This is a genomic window from Kangiella marina (assembly GCF_039541235.1).
Classification (GTDB): Bacteria; Pseudomonadota; Gammaproteobacteria; order Enterobacterales; family Kangiellaceae; genus Kangiella; species Kangiella marina.
Map to the genome: position 1 here is coordinate 363,814 of NZ_BAABFV010000002.1, position 17,333 is coordinate 381,146.

General features: G+C 45.0%; 17 protein-coding genes. 6 read left to right on the plus strand and 11 right to left on the minus strand.

Annotated features, from left to right (window positions below; genetic code table 11):
• Window positions 1–270: 270 nt before the first annotated feature.
• The 4 genes from ABD943_RS09865 to ABD943_RS09880 all read right to left on the minus strand — a co-directional run bounded on the left by ABD943_RS09865 (window position 271) and on the right by ABD943_RS09880 (window position 3,290).
• A complete protein-coding gene (locus ABD943_RS09865; RefSeq protein ID WP_345293022.1) occupies window positions 271–810 on the minus strand; it encodes a 2TM domain-containing protein in 540 nt (179 codons plus the stop codon).
• Between the two features lie 183 nt (window positions 811–993).
• Window positions 994–1,377: a hypothetical protein gene (locus ABD943_RS09870; protein ID WP_345293023.1), complete on the minus strand. Its 384-nt coding sequence runs from the start codon at window positions 1,375–1,377 to the stop codon at window positions 994–996.
• Window positions 1,378–1,407: 30 nt separating this feature from the next.
• Window positions 1,408–1,896, minus strand: coding sequence for a methylated-DNA--[protein]-cysteine S-methyltransferase (locus tag ABD943_RS09875; protein WP_345293024.1), 489 nt, complete (start codon window positions 1,894–1,896; stop codon window positions 1,408–1,410).
• Between the two features lie 17 nt (window positions 1,897–1,913).
• Window positions 1,914–3,290, minus strand: a complete 1,377-nt coding sequence (locus ABD943_RS09880; protein WP_345293025.1) for a DNA-3-methyladenine glycosylase 2 family protein — start codon at window positions 3,288–3,290, stop codon at window positions 1,914–1,916.
• A gap of 148 nt (window positions 3,291–3,438) precedes the next feature.
• Between ABD943_RS09880 and ABD943_RS09885 the strand changes: the two genes are divergently transcribed.
• The 3 genes from ABD943_RS09885 (at window position 3,439) to tilS (ending at window position 6,418) form a co-directional block, all read left to right on the plus strand.
• Complete coding sequence (locus ABD943_RS09885) at window positions 3,439–4,053, plus strand: DUF1287 domain-containing protein (protein ID WP_345293373.1); 615 nt, start codon at window positions 3,439–3,441, stop codon at window positions 4,051–4,053.
• A 133-nt stretch (window positions 4,054–4,186) separates the two neighbouring features.
• Window positions 4,187–5,146 (plus strand): acetyl-CoA carboxylase carboxyl transferase subunit alpha, encoded by a 960-nt coding sequence (accA, locus tag ABD943_RS09890; protein WP_345293026.1) that lies wholly within the window; start codon window positions 4,187–4,189, stop codon window positions 5,144–5,146.
• Window positions 5,147–5,155: 9 nt separating this feature from the next.
• Window positions 5,156–6,418: a tRNA lysidine(34) synthetase TilS gene (tilS, locus tag ABD943_RS09895; protein WP_345293027.1), complete on the plus strand. Its 1,263-nt coding sequence runs from the start codon at window positions 5,156–5,158 to the stop codon at window positions 6,416–6,418.
• Here the strand turns inward: tilS and ABD943_RS09900 are convergent.
• The 4 genes from ABD943_RS09900 to ABD943_RS09915 are packed head-to-tail and all read right to left on the minus strand — an operon-like array spanning window position 6,415 to window position 10,942.
• Window positions 6,415–7,470, minus strand: a complete 1,056-nt coding sequence (locus ABD943_RS09900) for an NAD(P)-dependent oxidoreductase (RefSeq protein WP_345293028.1) — start codon at window positions 7,468–7,470, stop codon at window positions 6,415–6,417. The two genes, tilS and ABD943_RS09900, sit on opposite strands and share 4 nt — an antisense overlap.
• A 13-nt stretch (window positions 7,471–7,483) precedes the next feature.
• Entirely contained in the window at window positions 7,484–8,644 is a 1,161-nt protein-coding gene (locus ABD943_RS09905; protein WP_345293029.1) for a patatin-like phospholipase family protein, read from the minus strand.
• 2 nt (window positions 8,645–8,646) lie between these two features.
• The gene (locus tag ABD943_RS09910) at window positions 8,647–9,213 is read right to left on the minus strand and encodes a lytic transglycosylase domain-containing protein (RefSeq protein ID WP_345293030.1); all 567 of its coding nucleotides are present in this window, start codon (window positions 9,211–9,213) and stop codon (window positions 8,647–8,649) included.
• Between the two features lie 10 nt (window positions 9,214–9,223).
• Window positions 9,224–10,942, minus strand: coding sequence for a proline--tRNA ligase (locus ABD943_RS09915; protein ID WP_345293031.1), 1,719 nt, complete (start codon window positions 10,940–10,942; stop codon window positions 9,224–9,226).
• A 201-nt stretch (window positions 10,943–11,143) separates the two neighbouring features.
• Here ABD943_RS09915 and ABD943_RS09920 point away from each other — a divergent pair, with 201 nt between their 5' ends.
• Window positions 11,144–11,395 (plus strand): hypothetical protein, encoded by a 252-nt coding sequence (locus tag ABD943_RS09920; RefSeq protein WP_345293032.1) that lies wholly within the window; start codon window positions 11,144–11,146, stop codon window positions 11,393–11,395.
• Between the two features lie 40 nt (window positions 11,396–11,435).
• Here the strand turns inward: ABD943_RS09920 and ABD943_RS09925 are convergent, their stop codons facing one another.
• Window positions 11,436–13,085: an amidohydrolase gene (locus ABD943_RS09925; RefSeq protein ID WP_345293033.1), complete on the minus strand. Its 1,650-nt coding sequence runs from the start codon at window positions 13,083–13,085 to the stop codon at window positions 11,436–11,438.
• A gap of 178 nt (window positions 13,086–13,263) precedes the next feature.
• Here ABD943_RS09925 and dapE point away from each other — a divergent pair, with 178 nt between their 5' ends.
• Together dapE and ABD943_RS09935 are read left to right on the plus strand one after the other, a co-directional pair.
• Complete coding sequence (gene dapE, locus ABD943_RS09930) at window positions 13,264–14,475, plus strand: succinyl-diaminopimelate desuccinylase (RefSeq protein WP_345293034.1); 1,212 nt, start codon at window positions 13,264–13,266, stop codon at window positions 14,473–14,475.
• Window positions 14,476–14,564: 89 nt separating this feature from the next.
• A complete protein-coding gene (locus ABD943_RS09935) occupies window positions 14,565–14,972 on the plus strand; it encodes a VOC family protein (protein ID WP_345293035.1) in 408 nt (135 codons plus the stop codon).
• A 23-nt stretch (window positions 14,973–14,995) separates the two neighbouring features.
• Here ABD943_RS09935 and ABD943_RS09940 read toward each other — a convergent pair whose 3' ends face one another.
• Entirely contained in the window at window positions 14,996–15,346 is a 351-nt protein-coding gene (locus ABD943_RS09940) for a VOC family protein (RefSeq protein WP_345293036.1), read from the minus strand.
• A 177-nt stretch (window positions 15,347–15,523) separates the two neighbouring features.
• Window positions 15,524–17,224: a bifunctional ornithine lipid synthase OlsF gene (gene olsF, locus ABD943_RS09945; protein ID WP_345293037.1), complete on the minus strand. Its 1,701-nt coding sequence runs from the start codon at window positions 17,222–17,224 to the stop codon at window positions 15,524–15,526.
• Window positions 17,225–17,333: the final 109 nt, after the last annotated feature.

Here is a 17,333-nt window from a genome sequence, read left to right on the forward strand (position 1 = left end):
ATGCGCGGCAATGATAGGGATTAAGCAAACACTCCAAGCGACGTGGTGTGGGCGGATAATAACTCCTTCTCAACTTACGTATTTAATCTATCAATGAGCAAATAATAGGCATGAACAAGTCATTAGCGCAAGTAAAGCTACGGTTGATTTGGAAGGTATTTATAGGATGGGTTAAGCGTAAGCTGTAACCCATCGATGTGATGTGAGCTTGTTGGGTTACGAGGCAAGCCTCTAACCCAACCTATATGTGCTTTTGAGGAAAAAGGGGCGTTACAACTTTTTCTTCAATCGCTTTTCGACCATCTTCTTTTCCCAGTTGATGTTGATGATGTTGATGACTTCGAAGGCTTGTAGGCCATGCATGATTAGGCCGAATGTCCATGCTGCCCATGGGATATACATTTCTGTTATTTTTCCGGTGAAAATAAAGATGACACAAAAGATGACGTATATCAGTAAGTGTGAGTAAAAGTCTTTGATGCCTTTGACGTACTCCATGGCTTCGGCTTCTTCTTTCGAGACTTCTTCGGTAGGCAGTTCTTTCGAGTCAGTTTGCTTGCTTGGGTTGTTGTCGGCTGTGTTCATTACGGGCTCCTTGATTTGCTGTTCCTGAGGTTTTTCTGGTGATGACTCAGGAGGTTGAAACGTGGCGATATCCACTTCAAACACAGCGGCGAGGGCTTTTTGACTTTCAAGGCTGGCGGGTTGGCCGCGTTCAATACGCTGAATGGTGCGGACGCTCAGTCCTGTCATTTCGGCGAGTTGTTCTTGTGACCATCCGTTACGTAATCGTAGTTTTCTTACAATCATGTTTCCAATCCTAATAAAGTGATTAATTAAGCTTCAACGCCTTGCTGTGGTGCGGTGGCTATCGAGTGAGCCTGTATTATCAAAATACACCGCTGAGTATACCACGTCATAAGCGGGACAGTAGTCATGATGTCACCTGACATTTAGGTGACATCTTATATAAATCAATAGGTTACAAGGACACTAGATCAGGCAGTAAATGATAAAAATACCGAGGGCGAGACAGAGAATACCGTAAAAATGGATCAGTTTTATAATGGTTGGAATGATTTTTTTGGCGAAATTATGATGCCAGCGCCATGGTAAACCAACTAGCATGAGGGAGGTTATAATAATAACCCAACCGAAGATGCCAAAGAATTCGCTAAATGCCATGTGTGGTGCGTGTACAACGATCGCACCTCCGACAATCAGTCTCAAGGTTTGCTCTAGAAAGTGGTGCCATGGGGTTTTAACAAAAGCGTTTAGGAAGCTAATGGCTTTGGATTTATCCACGAGAACGATGATCTCAAATAGAATAAGCCCTAGAGCGAAAAGCCATACAATCGTTTCAGCGATGAATGCCATGGTTAACCTTGTAGCTGTATCGATTCTTAGTTATAGCACGCCTTCATGCTTGAGTAACCATTCTTTGGCTGCGAGTCCGCCGGCATAGCCAGTCAGAGTGCCATTGGCGCCAATAACGCGATGGCAAGGCACAATAATGGAAATAGGGTTTTTACCATTGGCAGCACCCACAGCTCGGCTAGCATTTTTATTACCGATAGCTTGTGCCAGTTGACCATAGTTCCAAGTCTGCCCAAAGGGGATAGTGGTTAGTATGCGCCAGACTTTTTGCTGAAAATCCGTGCCGGTTGATTGCAGTGGTATGTCGAAGCAAGTTCGTTGGCCTTGAAAATATTCTGCAAGCTGGGATCTTGTGTTTTCCAGTATCGCGTTTGATTGGTGGGTCAGTTCAGAGTCGAGAACTTTTCCCCACGGCTTAAACAATAGCGCCTTTAGGTGCGTATTGGTTGCGTAAAGATGCGCGGCCCCGAATGGGCAGTCCACTTTTTGGTAATAGATGGGTTGGTAATCTAGTGTCATCGTCGTTCCCGTTACCGTTATAGCGAGTTCCACAGCTGAAGCGTGGCGTAACTTCGCCACGGACTCCAGCTGTCTGTGTCTGTGATTTCAAGGGCTTCTATGGCTTTAATAACGCCTAAGTCTTTTTCCGGGAAAGCATCCGTGTCTTGTCCGCTGCGAAGCTTAATGTATTCGTAACTCCAAGGGCCGATGCCTTTAATGTCGAGAATGTCAGACAGGCTAATATCGCTTTGAGTATGCTCTGCCTCAACAAACCAAGCCGCAAAGTCGGTTAGGGTTTGTTTGCGTCGGTTCGGCATTTTTAAGAAACTCAAGTCGGCCTTCATGACTTCTGTAGGCGTTGGGAAAAGTTTATGCTGTTCATTATAGGTCGCGCCGACACGTTCAATCAGCTTGTGGGTATGACCGTAAGCTGCTTTAACCGAGACTTGCTGTCCGAGTATGGCTTTGATGCCAGCTTCAAACGTGTTCCAGCATGCAGGTAAGCGCAATCCTTTACAGATGATCGGTTTGAGTTTTGTATCTTTAGCGAGATGTTTTTCAATGGTGCTAACATCACTCTCTAAATCCAGAACTTGTTTGATTTGTGCGATCGCAGGCATCAGTTGCGCGTTGTCTTGCAGTTCAATATCTACCGAAAAACGGTGCTTACTCGGTTGATGAGTCGCTTTAAACCAACCCTGCGTTTGATTAATGCTAAAGGTTCGGCTGTAACTGTTATCGCTAACGGACTCAATGAGCGGTAATTCGCGAAGCTTTAAAAAGCGCTGCATTTGCGCCCAATTATAGGGTGGGCGATAAGAAAGCTGCAGTGTAATACTGACGCTTTTTAACTCGGAGCGACTGGCCTTTTTACGAAGTTCGCTGGGCGATAAACGCATAGTTGCTTTGAAGCTATCATTAAAGCGCCTGACGCTGTTAAAGCCAGAACTGAGCGCAATTTCGGTAATGGGTAAATCAGTTTGTTGCAGTAACTGTCTGGCCAGCATGAGCTTGTGGTGGTTGGCAAAACTTTGTGGGGACATCCCTAAGTGTTGCTCAAATATTTTTCGCAAGTAGCGATCGCTAATACCGAGCGACGCACTAAAACTTTGTACCGACTGATTATTTAAAGCGCCTGACTGGATACGTTGCATCGCTTTACGCAAGATTGCTTCATTGCCTAACCATGCGGCTGATTGGGGTGCTGATTCCGGGCGGCAGCGTAGGCAAGGGCGAAAGCCAGCTTCTTGTGCTTGGACTGCGCTTTGATAATAAATCACATTCTTTTCTTTCGGCGGACTGGCGGGGCAGATCGGACGACAGTAAATTTTTGTGGTTTTTACAGCGATAAAAAACTTCCCATCATAGCGGGAGTCTCTGGCCAATCGTGCTTTTTGAAACGTTTTCATCATAAGGTGTCACCGAGAGTCATGACTCCATGCTATCACTTTTTTTGGGTTGTACTAGCCAAAATCGGAACTGAATGATGAATAGGGAACTCAAGGTCTTGGTAAGAGTCCTATCATGAGTAGTTCTTAAACATTCCTCGGCGGTAATATGATGAAAAAAATAGTTTGCCTGATGATGCTCTTACTGACTGCGCCCCTTTTTAGCGCTAGCCTCAAAGCTAACACTCTACAGGGGCAGCTAGTCGATGCAGCTTTAGAGCGCACTGAGCACTTTGTTGTTTATGAAGGCTCCTACCGCAGCATTGATTATCCGATGGGGGATGTTCCAAAGAATATTGGCGTCTGTACGGATGTGATTATCCGAAGTTACCGTGCTCTGGGGATTGATTTACAGCAATTGATTCATGAGGATATGACTGCTGATTTCGGTGACTATCCCGATATTTGGGGACTCACCAAACCTGATACCAATATTGATCATCGCCGTGTACCGAATTTAGAGCGATTTTTTGAGCGTCATGGAGAGACATTAGCCGTCACCGATAAATCCGAAGACTATCAACCAGGCGATATTGTTAGTTGGCGTCTTGAAGGCGGCTTCCCGCACATTGGTATTGTCACGAGTAAAAAGTCCGAAACCAGTGACAACTTTATGATTGTCCATAATATTGGTTTAGGGCCGAAACTTGAGGATGTGTTGTTTCATTATCCTATCGCTGGGCACTACCGATACCTCCACGTATCGAGCGAAATTCCTGTGCACTAACCAAACAAGCGTTTGAACAAAATTAATACAGAGTACAGACCAGTGCCCGTCGAGGGCAAAGTTACCTTTTATAAGACTATGATTTTGGGTTAGAATAGAGAAATTACGCCATAAATAAACTAGTTGAATAGGCATGAGTTTGAACTTTTTAGATTTTGAGCGCCCAATTGCAGAGCTTGAAGCGCAAATTGATGAATTACGCTTAACTGGTGAAGATTCGAATATCAACATCAGTGAGGAAATTGAACGCTTGCAGAAGAAGTCTAAAGACTTAACCAAGAAAATCTTCTCGGACTTGTCAGCATGGCAGGTTGCTCAGTTAGCACGTCACCCACAACGTCCGTACACTCGTGATTATATCGAGCATGTGTTTGACGACTTTGATGAGTTAGCGGGTGATCGCGCATTCTCTGATGATGCTTCAATCGTCGGTGGTCTGGCGCGGTTAGAGGGCAAGCCTTGTGTGGTTATTGGTCATCAGAAAGGCCGTGACACTAAAGCCAAGATTAAACACAACTTCGGGATGTCTCGCCCAGAAGGTTACCGTAAAGCGAAGCGCTTGATGGAAATGGCTGAGCGATTCAGCTTACCGGTATTCACCTTTATTGACACTCCAGGAGCTTTCCCTGGCGTCGGTGCAGAAGAGCGTGGCCAGAGTGAAGCGATTGCGCGTAACCTAAAAGTGATGGCAACTTTGAAGTCGCCAATTATTGCTACGGTTATCGGTGAAGGCGGTTCTGGTGGTGCTTTGGCGATTGGTGTCGGTGATAAGGTGAACATGCTTCAATACTCTACTTACTCGGTTATTTCGCCAGAAGGCTGTGCTTCAATTCTTTGGAAAAGCGCTGAGAAAGCAGAAGAAGCAGCAGATGCTATGGGGATCACGGCTGAGCGCATTAAAGAGCTTGGGTTAATAGATAATATTGTCCAAGAACCTCTAGGTGGCGCGCACCGAGATTACGTCGACATGAGTAAAAACTTGAAAGCCCAGCTAATTCAAGATTTAGATAGTCTTGAAAGCCTAGATACAGATAAGTTACTTGATCGTCGTTACGATAAGTTGATGGCTTTCGGTGAAGTCACCGAGGGCTAAGTTCCTTCCATGAATCATAACGAGCCAGTAACTGCGGCAGTCAGTCGTTTTCTGGCTCTGGATTCTTCCAAAAACACTTCCTCGTATTTAGTCGCACTGAGTGGTGGCGCGGATTCTGTTGCGTTGTTACATGCCTTTTCGCAGCAGGTTGATGCCTCTCGCTTGAAAGCGGTGTATATCGATCATCAGCTTCAATCGATATCCTCTGAATGGGCAGCATTCAATCGACAGTTGTGCCAAGCTTTAGGGGTCGATTTTGAGGTTATTTCGGTTGAGGTTGCATCAGCGTCAAGCCTTGAAGCAGAAGCTCGTAAGGCTCGCTACCAGGCTTTGTCCTCGTTAATTCAGAACAATCAGTGCTTGCTTACCGGCCACCACCAAGATGATCAGGCTGAGACGTTATTATTACAACTTTTTCGTGGGGCCGGGTCCAAAGGGCTGTCAGCAATGCCTGCATTTACTCCGTTTAGCCATGGAGCCCATGCCCGTCCTTTGCTTGGGGTTACAAAGCAGGATATTCAGAACTATTGTCAGCGCCAATCTCTTGATTATGTCGACGATCCTTCGAACCAAAATACTCAGCACCGACGAAACTTTTTACGACATAAGCTGTTGCCGTTAGCGGAAGCTGAGTGGCCAGAGATTAAAGCAACCCTTGCTCGAGCAAGTCAGTTGCAGGCTGCTACTCAAGAAATTATTGACGAAGTAGCGCAAAAAGATTTGGAGCTGTGTCTTAGTGACAAAGATGAATTATCGGTGACGGGTATAAAGTCACTTTCAGAGGCTCGACAAAATAATGTGTTGCGACATTGGCTGCAATTATTGGGGCAGGAGATGCCAAGCCAAAAAGTGTTGCAGCAGTTAAAACAACAAATGCTTGAGGCTGAAAGCGGAGCACATCCTAGTATAGAATTTTCCGGCGGTTCGGTTAAGCGCTTCCAAGGGGACTTACTTTGGGTTAGCGACCTCAAGCCTTTTGAATTAAGTCCTGTAAGTTGGGACGGTCAAACGGATTTGGTCGTTGCCGATACACTGAAGCTACCGTCAGACTGGCTCAAAACTCACCATCCTGAACTCGTTGGCGAAAAACTGAGGGTTCAAACACGCCAAGGAGGTGAGCGTTTGAGAAAGCTCAATGCCAGTCATACCACGAGCCTCAAAAATTACTTTCAAGAGTCAGGTCTCGCGCCTTGGCAACGTCAACAAGCGCTATTAATTCTGCACAATGACGAAGTCAAAGCGGTGTACACGGAGCATCTGAGTCATCACTAAAACGTGTCATCAAGCTTTTTAAGGCTCCAGTTATGATGCTGCGCCCAAGATTTAACGATACGGTTGTCGTGTGAGTTGTCCAAAGGGCGAAAGCCGGCTGTCGGGTTATGCAGAGCGTCTTCTATCGCAAGATTGTGGGCAAAAAAGATGGGGTCTAAAAACTCCATGAGTGTGGGCTCTTCAAGGGCGAAATTCACCGGCTTTTTGTTTGCTAAAACGGATTTTTCTGAAAAATTAAAACCAAACTCATCTTCTGCTCCAGCGTTGGCGAGAATTTTCCCCTTAAACCATCGGCGCTTATAGCTTTGACTCAATAAATCTTTAATTCCAGTTGCTGTGATGATGATGTCAGCGTCTTTAATGGCGATTTCAACATCTTTTTGCTCAGAACCAGAAACCGCAGTATATCCCTTGGATGTAATAAGGTTTAAGCGCTCTGGTAGCATGTCGATAACTGTAATATGAGGTGTTTTTTGGGCAAAGTAATAAGCAATACCGGTTCCCACTTTTCCAAAGCCAAAGATTAACACTTTTTTATTATCAATAGGCTGCTTTGATAATTGACTGATTGCTCGATACACGCCTTCACCCGTTCCCAAACAGGTTTCCAAGGACTTCAATCGGGTATCATCGACTGAGACAATAGGGGATTGAGTGTCTTGGTAATTCTCGTAACGAATAGCTCCTGTACGTGTTAACTCTACGATTCCTTTGGTGGCCTGGCATTGGTTGACTAACTCAGCACCACAATCCAGTAGGAAGTCGTAAGTGCCCTTTAATTGGTGTAGTGGAGTATAGAGAACACCTTCTTTTTCTAAAACCTCGAGCGTTTCCTTGGACTCTTTGATGAAGCTTGGGTTGGTGACGGTTAAGACCGCTCCTGATTCTTTTAAGCAAGCAATCTTTAATAAAGTGGTGCGAGTCAAAGGTACGTTGTGGGCTATGGTCATGCCTGCAAAAGGCTTTCGGATACGATAGTCTTCAAGCATGCGGTGCATGAATGGCGCAGTAGAAACAGGGTAAAGCTCGAAGTAATGGCTAAAATTGTTCATGGGTGTGGGGTTTTTATTTTTTAAAGAAAGCCAAGATGTTGGCTTCTTGACGCATGGCGTCATTATAGCCAAGCTCGATCAGTCTTTGCGTGAAGCCTTTATCAAATAACAAATAGCTGAGAATACCGTTCCCATCAACACTATCAACACCAATACGTTTAAAAAAGAAACGCAGGCCGCGGGGAAGGTTTTTAAAATACTCTCCAGCCAGTTCCGCAGGCTCAATGCTAGGGGAGATAATAAAGGTGTTGACTGGCTTTAACGTAAGCTGCTCACGAACTACGTCGGATTCGGGGATGTGTGCGAGCAAGGTATTGACGCGCATCAGTCTTTCGATGTCGCTTTCAAGGCTATCAATAAAGATACTATCAAATAAGTGTCCGCCAATGTCACCAACGGTGGGAATGGAGGACTTATGCTCAGGTTCGCCTCTTAGTGGTTTTACCGTGACCACGAAAAGTTTATCAGCACCGAGGTGTAGCGCAGGGCTCAAAGGCGTCAAAAAGCGTAAAGAGCCATCACCAAAGTGCTCATCATCAATCTCTTGTGATGGAAAAACCATTGGTATTGCCGACGAGGCTAAAAGGTGATCAACGTTTAGGATGTCAGCACGACCGTAACGTCGAAAGCGCTTCCACTCCACAAGATCAGGGTGCCCTTGGAAGAAGCTAACCGAGTTTCCAGTGTTGTAGTTATAGCAAGTGGTGCAAACGGCTTTAAGCAGCCCTGCTTGTTGGTTATTTTGAATATCCTCAAAGCGGATAACTTTTTCAAGTAAGTTCCTCAATGGAGTATTATTCAAAAGCGACAACGGTTGCTTTAAGTTTTGTTTGGCACGAATGATATTCCACAGCCAGCGCATTCCATTTTTGGTCAAACTTCTAAGATCAGTTTTATAAACGTGGTCAGGGCTGAAGTTAGCCCAGATTTCTTCCAGTCGTTTGGTGCCGTAATCAAATTGATGATTGTTACTGGCCATAGCCACAGCATTGATAGCTCCTGCTGAGGTGCCTGTAATAATATTGAAAGGTGAGCGTTTGGGCTGTTCTAAAATTTCGTTGACAGCTTTGAGTACCCCAGCTTGATAAGCTGCGCGAGCACCACCACCGGATAGAATAAGTCCAGCCGAATTATCATTCAGCTCATCATTAAGAACTTTGCTGTCTTTGGACATGACTAGAGTGCCCAGCGTTTACGGAGTGCAGCGTAGACTTTATTGGGGTATTTGGCTCGGCCACGTGAACCATTATAGCGACCTAAAGCATAAGTGAGGTTATTCTTTTCTCTATCAATGTAGAGTTTAAGGATATAACAGCCATAACGGATGTTGGTTTCCATATCAAACAATGAGTCCTCAGGATGACCGATTTCTTTTTTCCAGAATGGCATAATTTGCATTAACCCTCTGGCATTAGCCACTGATAAGGCGTAGCGGTCAAAGTTACTTTCCACCTCCATGATGGCCAAAACTAACTGTGGATCGACGTTTGCCTCATTAGCGTAACGGTGGACAAGACTGAGGATTTTTAAACGCTCGTCGGATGGAATATGAGGAGCCCGACGCTTCAGCCGGCCTTCCATATCCTTCATCCAGACGGTTGCATCGTATTTATCGACAAAGTGATGTTCTTGTTCCATCAAGTTTTTCAACTGATCTGCAAATGCTTGATCGGGACGGTCTTGTGCAAAGAGTGCACCGCCCCAAAGCATGAATATCAGTAATAGCAGCGTATTGCGTAACATCCTGTGACGATTAATTGATCGTTAACTTGTCTTGAATATAATCGACAACATTTTCAACTTCAAGATCTGCCTTGTCGCTGTTGTCACGATTTTTGTATTCAATCGTATTATTTTTTAAACCACGATCACTGACCACTAAACGGTGTGGTATACCCACCAGCTCAGTGTTAGCAAACATGACACCAGGACTTTCCTTTTGATCGAGGAATAGCGTTTCTATGCCAAGCGACTCGAGACGCTGGTACAGCGCTTCAGCAACTTGTTGAACGCTTTCCGATTTATGCATATTCATCGGTATAATCGCGACCTTGAACGGGGCGATAGCTTCCGGCCAGAGAATACCGTTTTCATCATGATTTTGTTCAATGGCGGCGGCGACAATTCTCGATACGCCAATACCATAACAGCCCATCGATAAATGTTTCGCTTTGCCGTTTTGATCAAGCACCGTGCAGTTCATGGCCTTGGAATATTTATCGCCAAGCTGGAAGATATGACCCACTTCGATGCCGCGCTTGATTTCTAGCACGCCTTTGCCGTCCGGGCTTTTGTCACCAGCAACAATATTTCTTAAGTCACAAACGTGAGTATATTCGGCATCACGTTTCCAGTTAACGCCTGTTAAGTGGAACCCTTCTTCGTTAGCGCCGCAAGCGAAGTCACTGAGAACTGCTGCGTCGCGATCGACAATAATGGGTACGCTTAAACCTTGAGGCCCGCACGAGCCAGGGTTACAGCCAGCAGTGGCTTTTACCGTTTCGTCGTTGACTAGGACTAATGGGTCTGCAACCAGTGAGTGTTTGCTCGCTTTGACTTCGTTGAGTTCATGATCGCCGCGCAAACAAAGGGCGACGACAGGTTGCTCTTCGGAAGCACCTTGTACAAATAACGTTTTAAGGACTTGGTTCGTGTCGATACCCATCACTGTCGCGGCTTCTTTAACCGTGCGGCAGTTAGGCGTCGCGACTTTTTCAACGGTTTGAGTCGGCTCGGCCGCTTCACCTTCAGGAGCCAAGCTTTCTGCTTTTTCGATATTTGCGGCATAATCACTTTCGGTACTGAAGGCAATAGCGTCTTCGCCAGACTCTGCTAACACATGGAATTCGTGTGAGCCGCTACCACCAATAGCGCCTGTATCAGCGAGAACGGGACGATAGTCGAGTCCAATACGATCAAACACATTGCAATAAGCCTGGTGCATCTGTTGATAGGTTTCATCCAACGAGGCTTCATCAATGTGGAATGAGTAGGCATCCTTCATAATAAATTCGCGCGAACGCATGACACCGAAACGTGGGCGAACTTCATCACGGAACTTTGTCTGAATTTGATAAAAGTTAGCCGGTAACTGTTTGTAGCTACTCAGCTCGTCTCGAATCACTGCGGTAATGATTTCTTCGTGCGTAGGCCCCAAGCAGAAGTCACGCTCATGGCGATCGTGAAAGCGTAACAGCTCAGGTCCAAATTGATCCCAACGACCCGATTCTTCCCATAAGTCTGAAGGCTGTACCGATGGCATCAACATTTCAACAGAACCAGCTTTGTTCATTTCCTCTCGAACAATGTTCTCAACTTTACGCAGGACGCGTAAACCGGTCGGTAACCACGTGTACAACCCTGAAGCTACTTTACGAATCATACCCGCTCGTAACATCAGTTTATGGCTTACCAGTTCAGCATCGCTTGGATCTTCTTTCAGGGTAGAAAGTAAGTATTGACTACTACGCATTGGAGTCCCTAGTCATTGGTTATAGGTATCATAAATAGTCAGCTATTGTAGCAAGGTTTAAATGGGCTACAAAGCTGGTACATAGGATAAGTTGAACGATTTTTAAGATTTTTCTGTATAAATTTTGTACAATGGTGGTGTCGTTAAGACAAAAGCGTAGTTGTAGAAGTTAGCGTTCCTTGGTTTAGGCGAGGGTAAGTTATGACTATTTTTAAAACGACGTTGGTTACCGCGGTTACTGCCCTGTTGGTAGTAGGGTGTAGCTCTTCATCACGCTATGCTGTACAGAATGAGTCCGAAGATGAGTATGTTTATATTTTGGACTATGAAAAAATTGCATTCATCGAAAAGGCTACTCAGTATTCTAATTCAAATTTGGACATGATTTGGGTTAACCCACCCGTAAAACGGATCAAACGAAGTGAGTTAGAGGCTTTGCAAGCTAAGCAATAAGCCAAGCACTTGCTCGGCTTATTAACAAAGTGAGCAGTTCTTAATGGACTCGCTTACCGTCAATCCAAGTTTCCCTAACTTGGATGTTATCGATTTTGTCCTTAGAAATGGTAAATATATCGTTATCAATCAGAATGAAATCCGCTTTTTTGCCTTTCTCTAAAGAGCCAATGCTGTCTTCCCAAAAACCAGCATAAGCAGCATCAATGGTGAAGCTTTTTAAGGCTTCCGCCACGGTGAGCTTTTGTGAAGGAATCCAGCCATCTTCAGGTAAATTATCAGCATCTTGGCGTGTAACAGCAGCATGCAATCCTAGGAAAGGATTCGCTTTTTCCACTGGAAAGTCGGAACCTGAGGCGATAATGACGTTATTATCCAAGAAAGTTCTCCAAGCATAAGCGCCTTCCAACCGTTGTTGACCAAGGCGGTCGCCAGCCATGTTCATGTCGCTAGTGGCATGTGTTGGTTGCATCGAAGCGATAACGCCAAGCTTTGCAAACATTGGTATTTCTTCCGGTACCACGACTTGCGCATGCTCTATGCGGTGACGCAAAGTTTTGGCTGATTGCTCTTTATCAAGCTTTGCAAGCTCCTGCAAAACCATGTGATTCGCAGCGTCACCAATGGCGTGGATGTTGGTTTGGAATCCGTGTTTAGTGATTAACGCTAAATATTGGCTTAATTTATCGGCTGTTGTTAAGAGCAAACCTTTATTGTCGGGTTCATCAGAGTAAGGCTCTAACAATGCTGCACCGCGACTGCCCAGCGCACCGTCGGTGTAAAGCTTTACTGACTGGATTTTAAGGAAAGGATGATTAACTTTTCCGTATTTCAACATGGCTTCAAGTCTTGGATCTGCGCCGCTTAACATGCCATAGACTCTGAGTGGAATGCGATCTTTTCCAGACAGCTCTAACATGAGTCGGTAGGTTTCAAAATCAACGCCAGCATCGTGTACTGATGTAATGCCTAAACGGATCAAGTGATCGAACGCTAGTTGCAACGCAGCTTTGCGCTCTTTCTTGTTGAGCGGGGGGATTTTTTGCTCAACTAAGTCCATCGCTGCATCAATCAACACGCCAGTGGCTTCGCCACTTTGGTCACGAATAATTTTTCCGCCCTCTGGATCGGGCGTGCTTTTATCAATGCCGGCAAGCTCTAAAGCTTTACTGTTGGCCCAGCCTGCATGCCCATCAATTCTGCTTAACCAGACTGGACGACCGGCAATTGTTTTGTCTAATGAGGATTTGCTGGGGAACTCTTTATTAAGCCATAACACTTGATTCCAGCCGCGACCCAGCACCCAACGCGTGTCGGGATTTTTCTTGGCATACTGACCGACAGCGTCAACGGTTTCCCCTTCTGATTGAATGCCCCTGAGGTCGACTCGCATCAGGTTTAAGCCTAACCCTAAAAGATGTCCATGAGCATCAATCAAACCTGGCAACAAGGTTTTTCCCTTGCCATCGATTGAAATGTTGAAGCTGTTCATTTCAGCCAGCTCTTCTTGAGAACCTGTGGCTAAAATGACGCCATCTTCAAATAAAATGCTATTAAATTGCTTGAGTTCACCGTTTTCGAAGGTGTAACCCTTAACGTTATGCAATAACGTAGGAAGCGCTTCGGCTGATTGCAAAGCACCTAAGGCAAGGGTTACAACGCTCAAGAGTGTCAGAATTATTTTGCGCATGCTGGAATGACTAATTAATGATGAATTGACATACTCTAATACAACTTATTATGAATATAAAGACATGCTTCTCATATATAACCTATTGATTTTAAATAGCTAACATTAAACTGTCATCTTTTTGTCCTCTCGCTGTCATGCTCATCGTTTATAAATGGCAAAACGATGGAGGATTAATATGTTTAAATCATTTAAAGGTTTGCCGGATTTACCTTATGCGGTAGCGCCGATTGAGCAGGTAAAATACCAGCGCCCGATTATCGAGTTAGCCCAAGAGCTTATCCGCCGTCCATCCATAACGCCTTCTGACGGTGGTTGCACAGCGATACTGGCTAATAGGTTGGCCGTTGCAGGTTTTACCACTGAGTATGTCAATAAAGGAGCTGTCACCAATCTCTGGGCGTACCGTGGGGACGACAATAGTCAGCCAAGCGTTGTCTTTTCCGGGCACACGGATGTTGTTCCCCCGGGGCAAAATGCAAAGTGGGAAACCGCGCCTTTTATGCCAACAATAAAAGATGGCTTTATCATTGGTCGCGGCGCCTCTGACATGAAAGGTAGCTTGGCAGCGATGATCGTGGCGACTGAGCACTTCGTCAAAAAGTACCCGAAACATCAAGGTTCGATAGGCTTTATGCTGACCAGTGACGAAGAAGGAGAGGCCATTGATGGTACGCGCCATATTGTCGATTCGCTTAAGCAGCGCGGCAAAGTCATTGATTATGCGATAGTCGGCGAGCCGACAACTGATAAACAGTTAGGCGATGCAATACGTATCGGACGCCGTGGATCGATCAATGGAAAGATCAGGATTCAAGGAAAGCAAGGTCATGTAGGATATCCAGAGCAACTCAGTAACCCTATCCATAACTCGTCAAAATTGGTCCATAAACTGGCAACCAAGCGCTGGGATATGCCCAGTCGCTACTTTCCTTCGACCAGCTTCCAGTTAGTTAAGGTTCACTCAGAAAGTGGCGCCATGAACGTTACGCCAGCAAGTTTAGAGATGGTGTTTAACTTTCGTTACTCACCTCGTAATTCTTTTGATAAAATTCAATCTTACGTTGAAAAGAAAGCGAAAAAATATGGTCTTGAGGCGACTTTTGAGTGGGAACATGAAGCTGCTCCTTACATCACTCGCCGCGGTAAACTCAGAAAAACCGTGCAAAAAGTGATCCAACAAGAAAGTCAGCTTAAAACTAAGTTGACCACTGGTGGAGGCATTTCCGATGGCCGTTACATCAAGCAAATCGCGACCCAAGTGATTGAGCTTGGCCCTAGTAACAAAACGATTCACCAAGCCAATGAACGCGTCTCGATTAGTGAGCTTAACAAGCTCTGCCACTTATACTTTCGGATTCTAGAAGAACTTCTTATCAAAAGTTCCTAACGATACTTTGTTAAAATCAATAGCGCTTTGCTGGAGTTACTTGCTAGCTGGCGCTAAGCTATGACTATGTGATTTTCATAGGAAGTAACATGCTAGAAATTGCCGCAATCGATCATATTGTCCTTCGAACCACAAAGCTCAAAGACATGCTAGCGTTTTATTGCGAGGTCCTTGGCTGCAAACTTGAGCGTGACATGGGGGCTGAGCTAGGCTTAACTCAGCTTAGAGCGGGTAACGCCTTGATTGACTTGGTTGCTGTCGATAGCAAGCTGGGACGGATGGGTGGAGAAGCACCTTCAACCAGTGGTAACAACCTTGATCACTTTTGTCTTCAGCTAAAACCCATCTCAGAGCAAGCTATCAAAGATCATTTAGAGTCTCACGGTATTCAAGCTGGTGAGTTTGATGAGCGTTACGGGGCCCAAGGTTTCGGGCAGTCAATTTATATTCAGGATCCAGAAGGTAATACGGTTGAATTACGTTCGCAAATCAATTAACCCAGAAGTAAGGCTGTAGGGAACTATTGATCTGACCAAACCGCTAGTTCATTGCCACTGGGTTCTTGAAAGTGGAAACGTCTACCGCCGGGGAAAGAAAAAATCGGCTTGATAATCTCGCCACCATGCTGCTCGACGATCGATACCGAATCTTCTAGAGATTCGGTGTAAAGAACCACCAATGCACTTCCTTTTGCCGTGACAGAACTTAATTCAGATTGATAGAAACCACCCTCAAGTCCCGACTCGGTAAAGGCGGTGTACTCAGGACCATAATCAGTAAACCTCCAGCCAAACGCTTTTTCAAAGAACTGCTTTGTAGCAGTTAAATCTTTGGCAGGAAACTCTACATAGTTAATCGGTGTGCCTTTCATAACAAACTCCTTGTATGCCTCTGATACCAACGTTATATCGTTAATGGTGATGAAAAGAAAGCTTGAATGATAAAGCTCTGGAAAAAGAAAGCCTGCATGGCTGATAGGGAGCTTTGCAGGCTTAACGTTAGCTATAAAATACTAGCTACGAGAAGTTTATTGTTATCAATATGATGCTTAATCGATATAGCGTTTGCGTTTCTTGTCTTTAAGTTTCAGCATATCAATCCAGACCACACTATCAATACAATCACCGAAGTCTGGATCAACGCCGAAGTCATAGAAAGTGACGCCGCCTTCTTCACAAAGATCACTGTATTGCTTAAACAGTGTTGGTACTGAAACATTCAACTCCGCCAGCTCTTTCTTCAAGACTTTAAAAGCGGCGGGTTGATCCAAGTGATTAAATAAAGCTTCCAACTTTGCTTTTTGCACGGGTTTAATACGATAAGGATTAAATGAGCGTACCAAGTTAATCTCAGAGCCATAGTATTGGCTAAAGTAGTAAACCAGCATGTCTTTAGCATACGCAGGGTAGTCATCACTGAGACTGACCGAACCAAACAGGTAACGAATGTGTGGATTTTGACGAATGTAAGCGCCAATACCAAACCATAAATAATCCAGGCTTCGCTTGCCCCAGTATTTCGGTTGGATGAAGCTTCGTCCCAACTCCATCGCTGTTGGAAACTTTTTTTGTAAGCTTTCTTCATAGCTAAAGAGTGTTTCCGAATAGAGCGTTTGCTCGGCATTGAATGTATGAATATCGGCAATTCGGTAGCTTCCGACGACTTCCATATCGTTTTGATCCCACAACACGATGTGCTTGTAGTAATAATCAAACTTGTCCATATCGCGCCGATTGCCAGTGCCTTCGCCAACGGCTCGAAAAGCAATTTCACGCAAGCGTCCAATTTCTCGCAACAGTGCCGAGTCTGATGTGTCTTCTAGCAGGTAAATGCTTTTACCATCAGCGGTTTCACCAATTTGTGAGCAGCGGTTGAGCTCTTCAATCAAAACTTTACGGTTTTCTGGGTGCGCGATAGCACGCTCCGTTTCAAACAGTTCTTCACGCTGGTGCTTGAGTCCATAGACATGTTGCTTAAAGCGGCCAATACTTTCTTTACTACTCGGCAACATACCGCTGAAGGATGAAAAAGGTATCAGCTTGCCGACTTTAACCGGCAGTGTTAAAGAAACGTTCTTGAACATTTCACGAACCAAGAATAGGGCGCTCAGTGGTTTAGCGATCAGCGAAAAGCCGTAGAAAAAACGGGAATTTTTTCCGCCCACATGAATTGGCAGTATTGGTGACTTTGTGTGCTTGGCCATTTTTAAAAATCCTGAGCGCCACTTTCCATCACGAATTCCTTTGAAGGATAAGCGCGATACTTCGCCTGCTGGGAAGAAGATAACAGCTTCATCTGCTTCTAGGGCTTGCTGAATGTTTTGAAGTTTTACTTTGGGGTTTTTTCCTTTAGCTATGTTATTAATCGGCAAAAAGAATTGGCGCAGTGGTGACATGGACCACAGTAACTCATTCACCACAATTTTGACGTCCTTCCTGACCGAGTAAATCAAAGACAGTAGAGCAAGGCCATCAAGCGAACCTAGGGGGTGATTCGCGATAATGACCACTCTACCTGACACGGGTATGTTTTCTAAGCTTGAGTTAGAAACGGTATAACTGAGACCTAAGCGCTGGTTAACCACTTCTAAGAAGTCAACGTGAGACATGTGCTTGTGTTGCTCAATAAAGTCGTTAACTTCTTCCTGGTGGAATAGGCGTGCTAGTAGGCGAGTCGCGCCTGATTGAAGCTTGGGTGATTTTTCAAGCTTGGGTAGATATTGTGCGACAACTTCTTTACTGTCGATCATAGTTTCACCTTCCCGTATTGGTCATCAATGACCGTTTTATGACAATCTCTTTGCACTGGTATCTTCATGGGTAGCATTATCGAAGCCTAATGTGACAGTCGAATTGCAG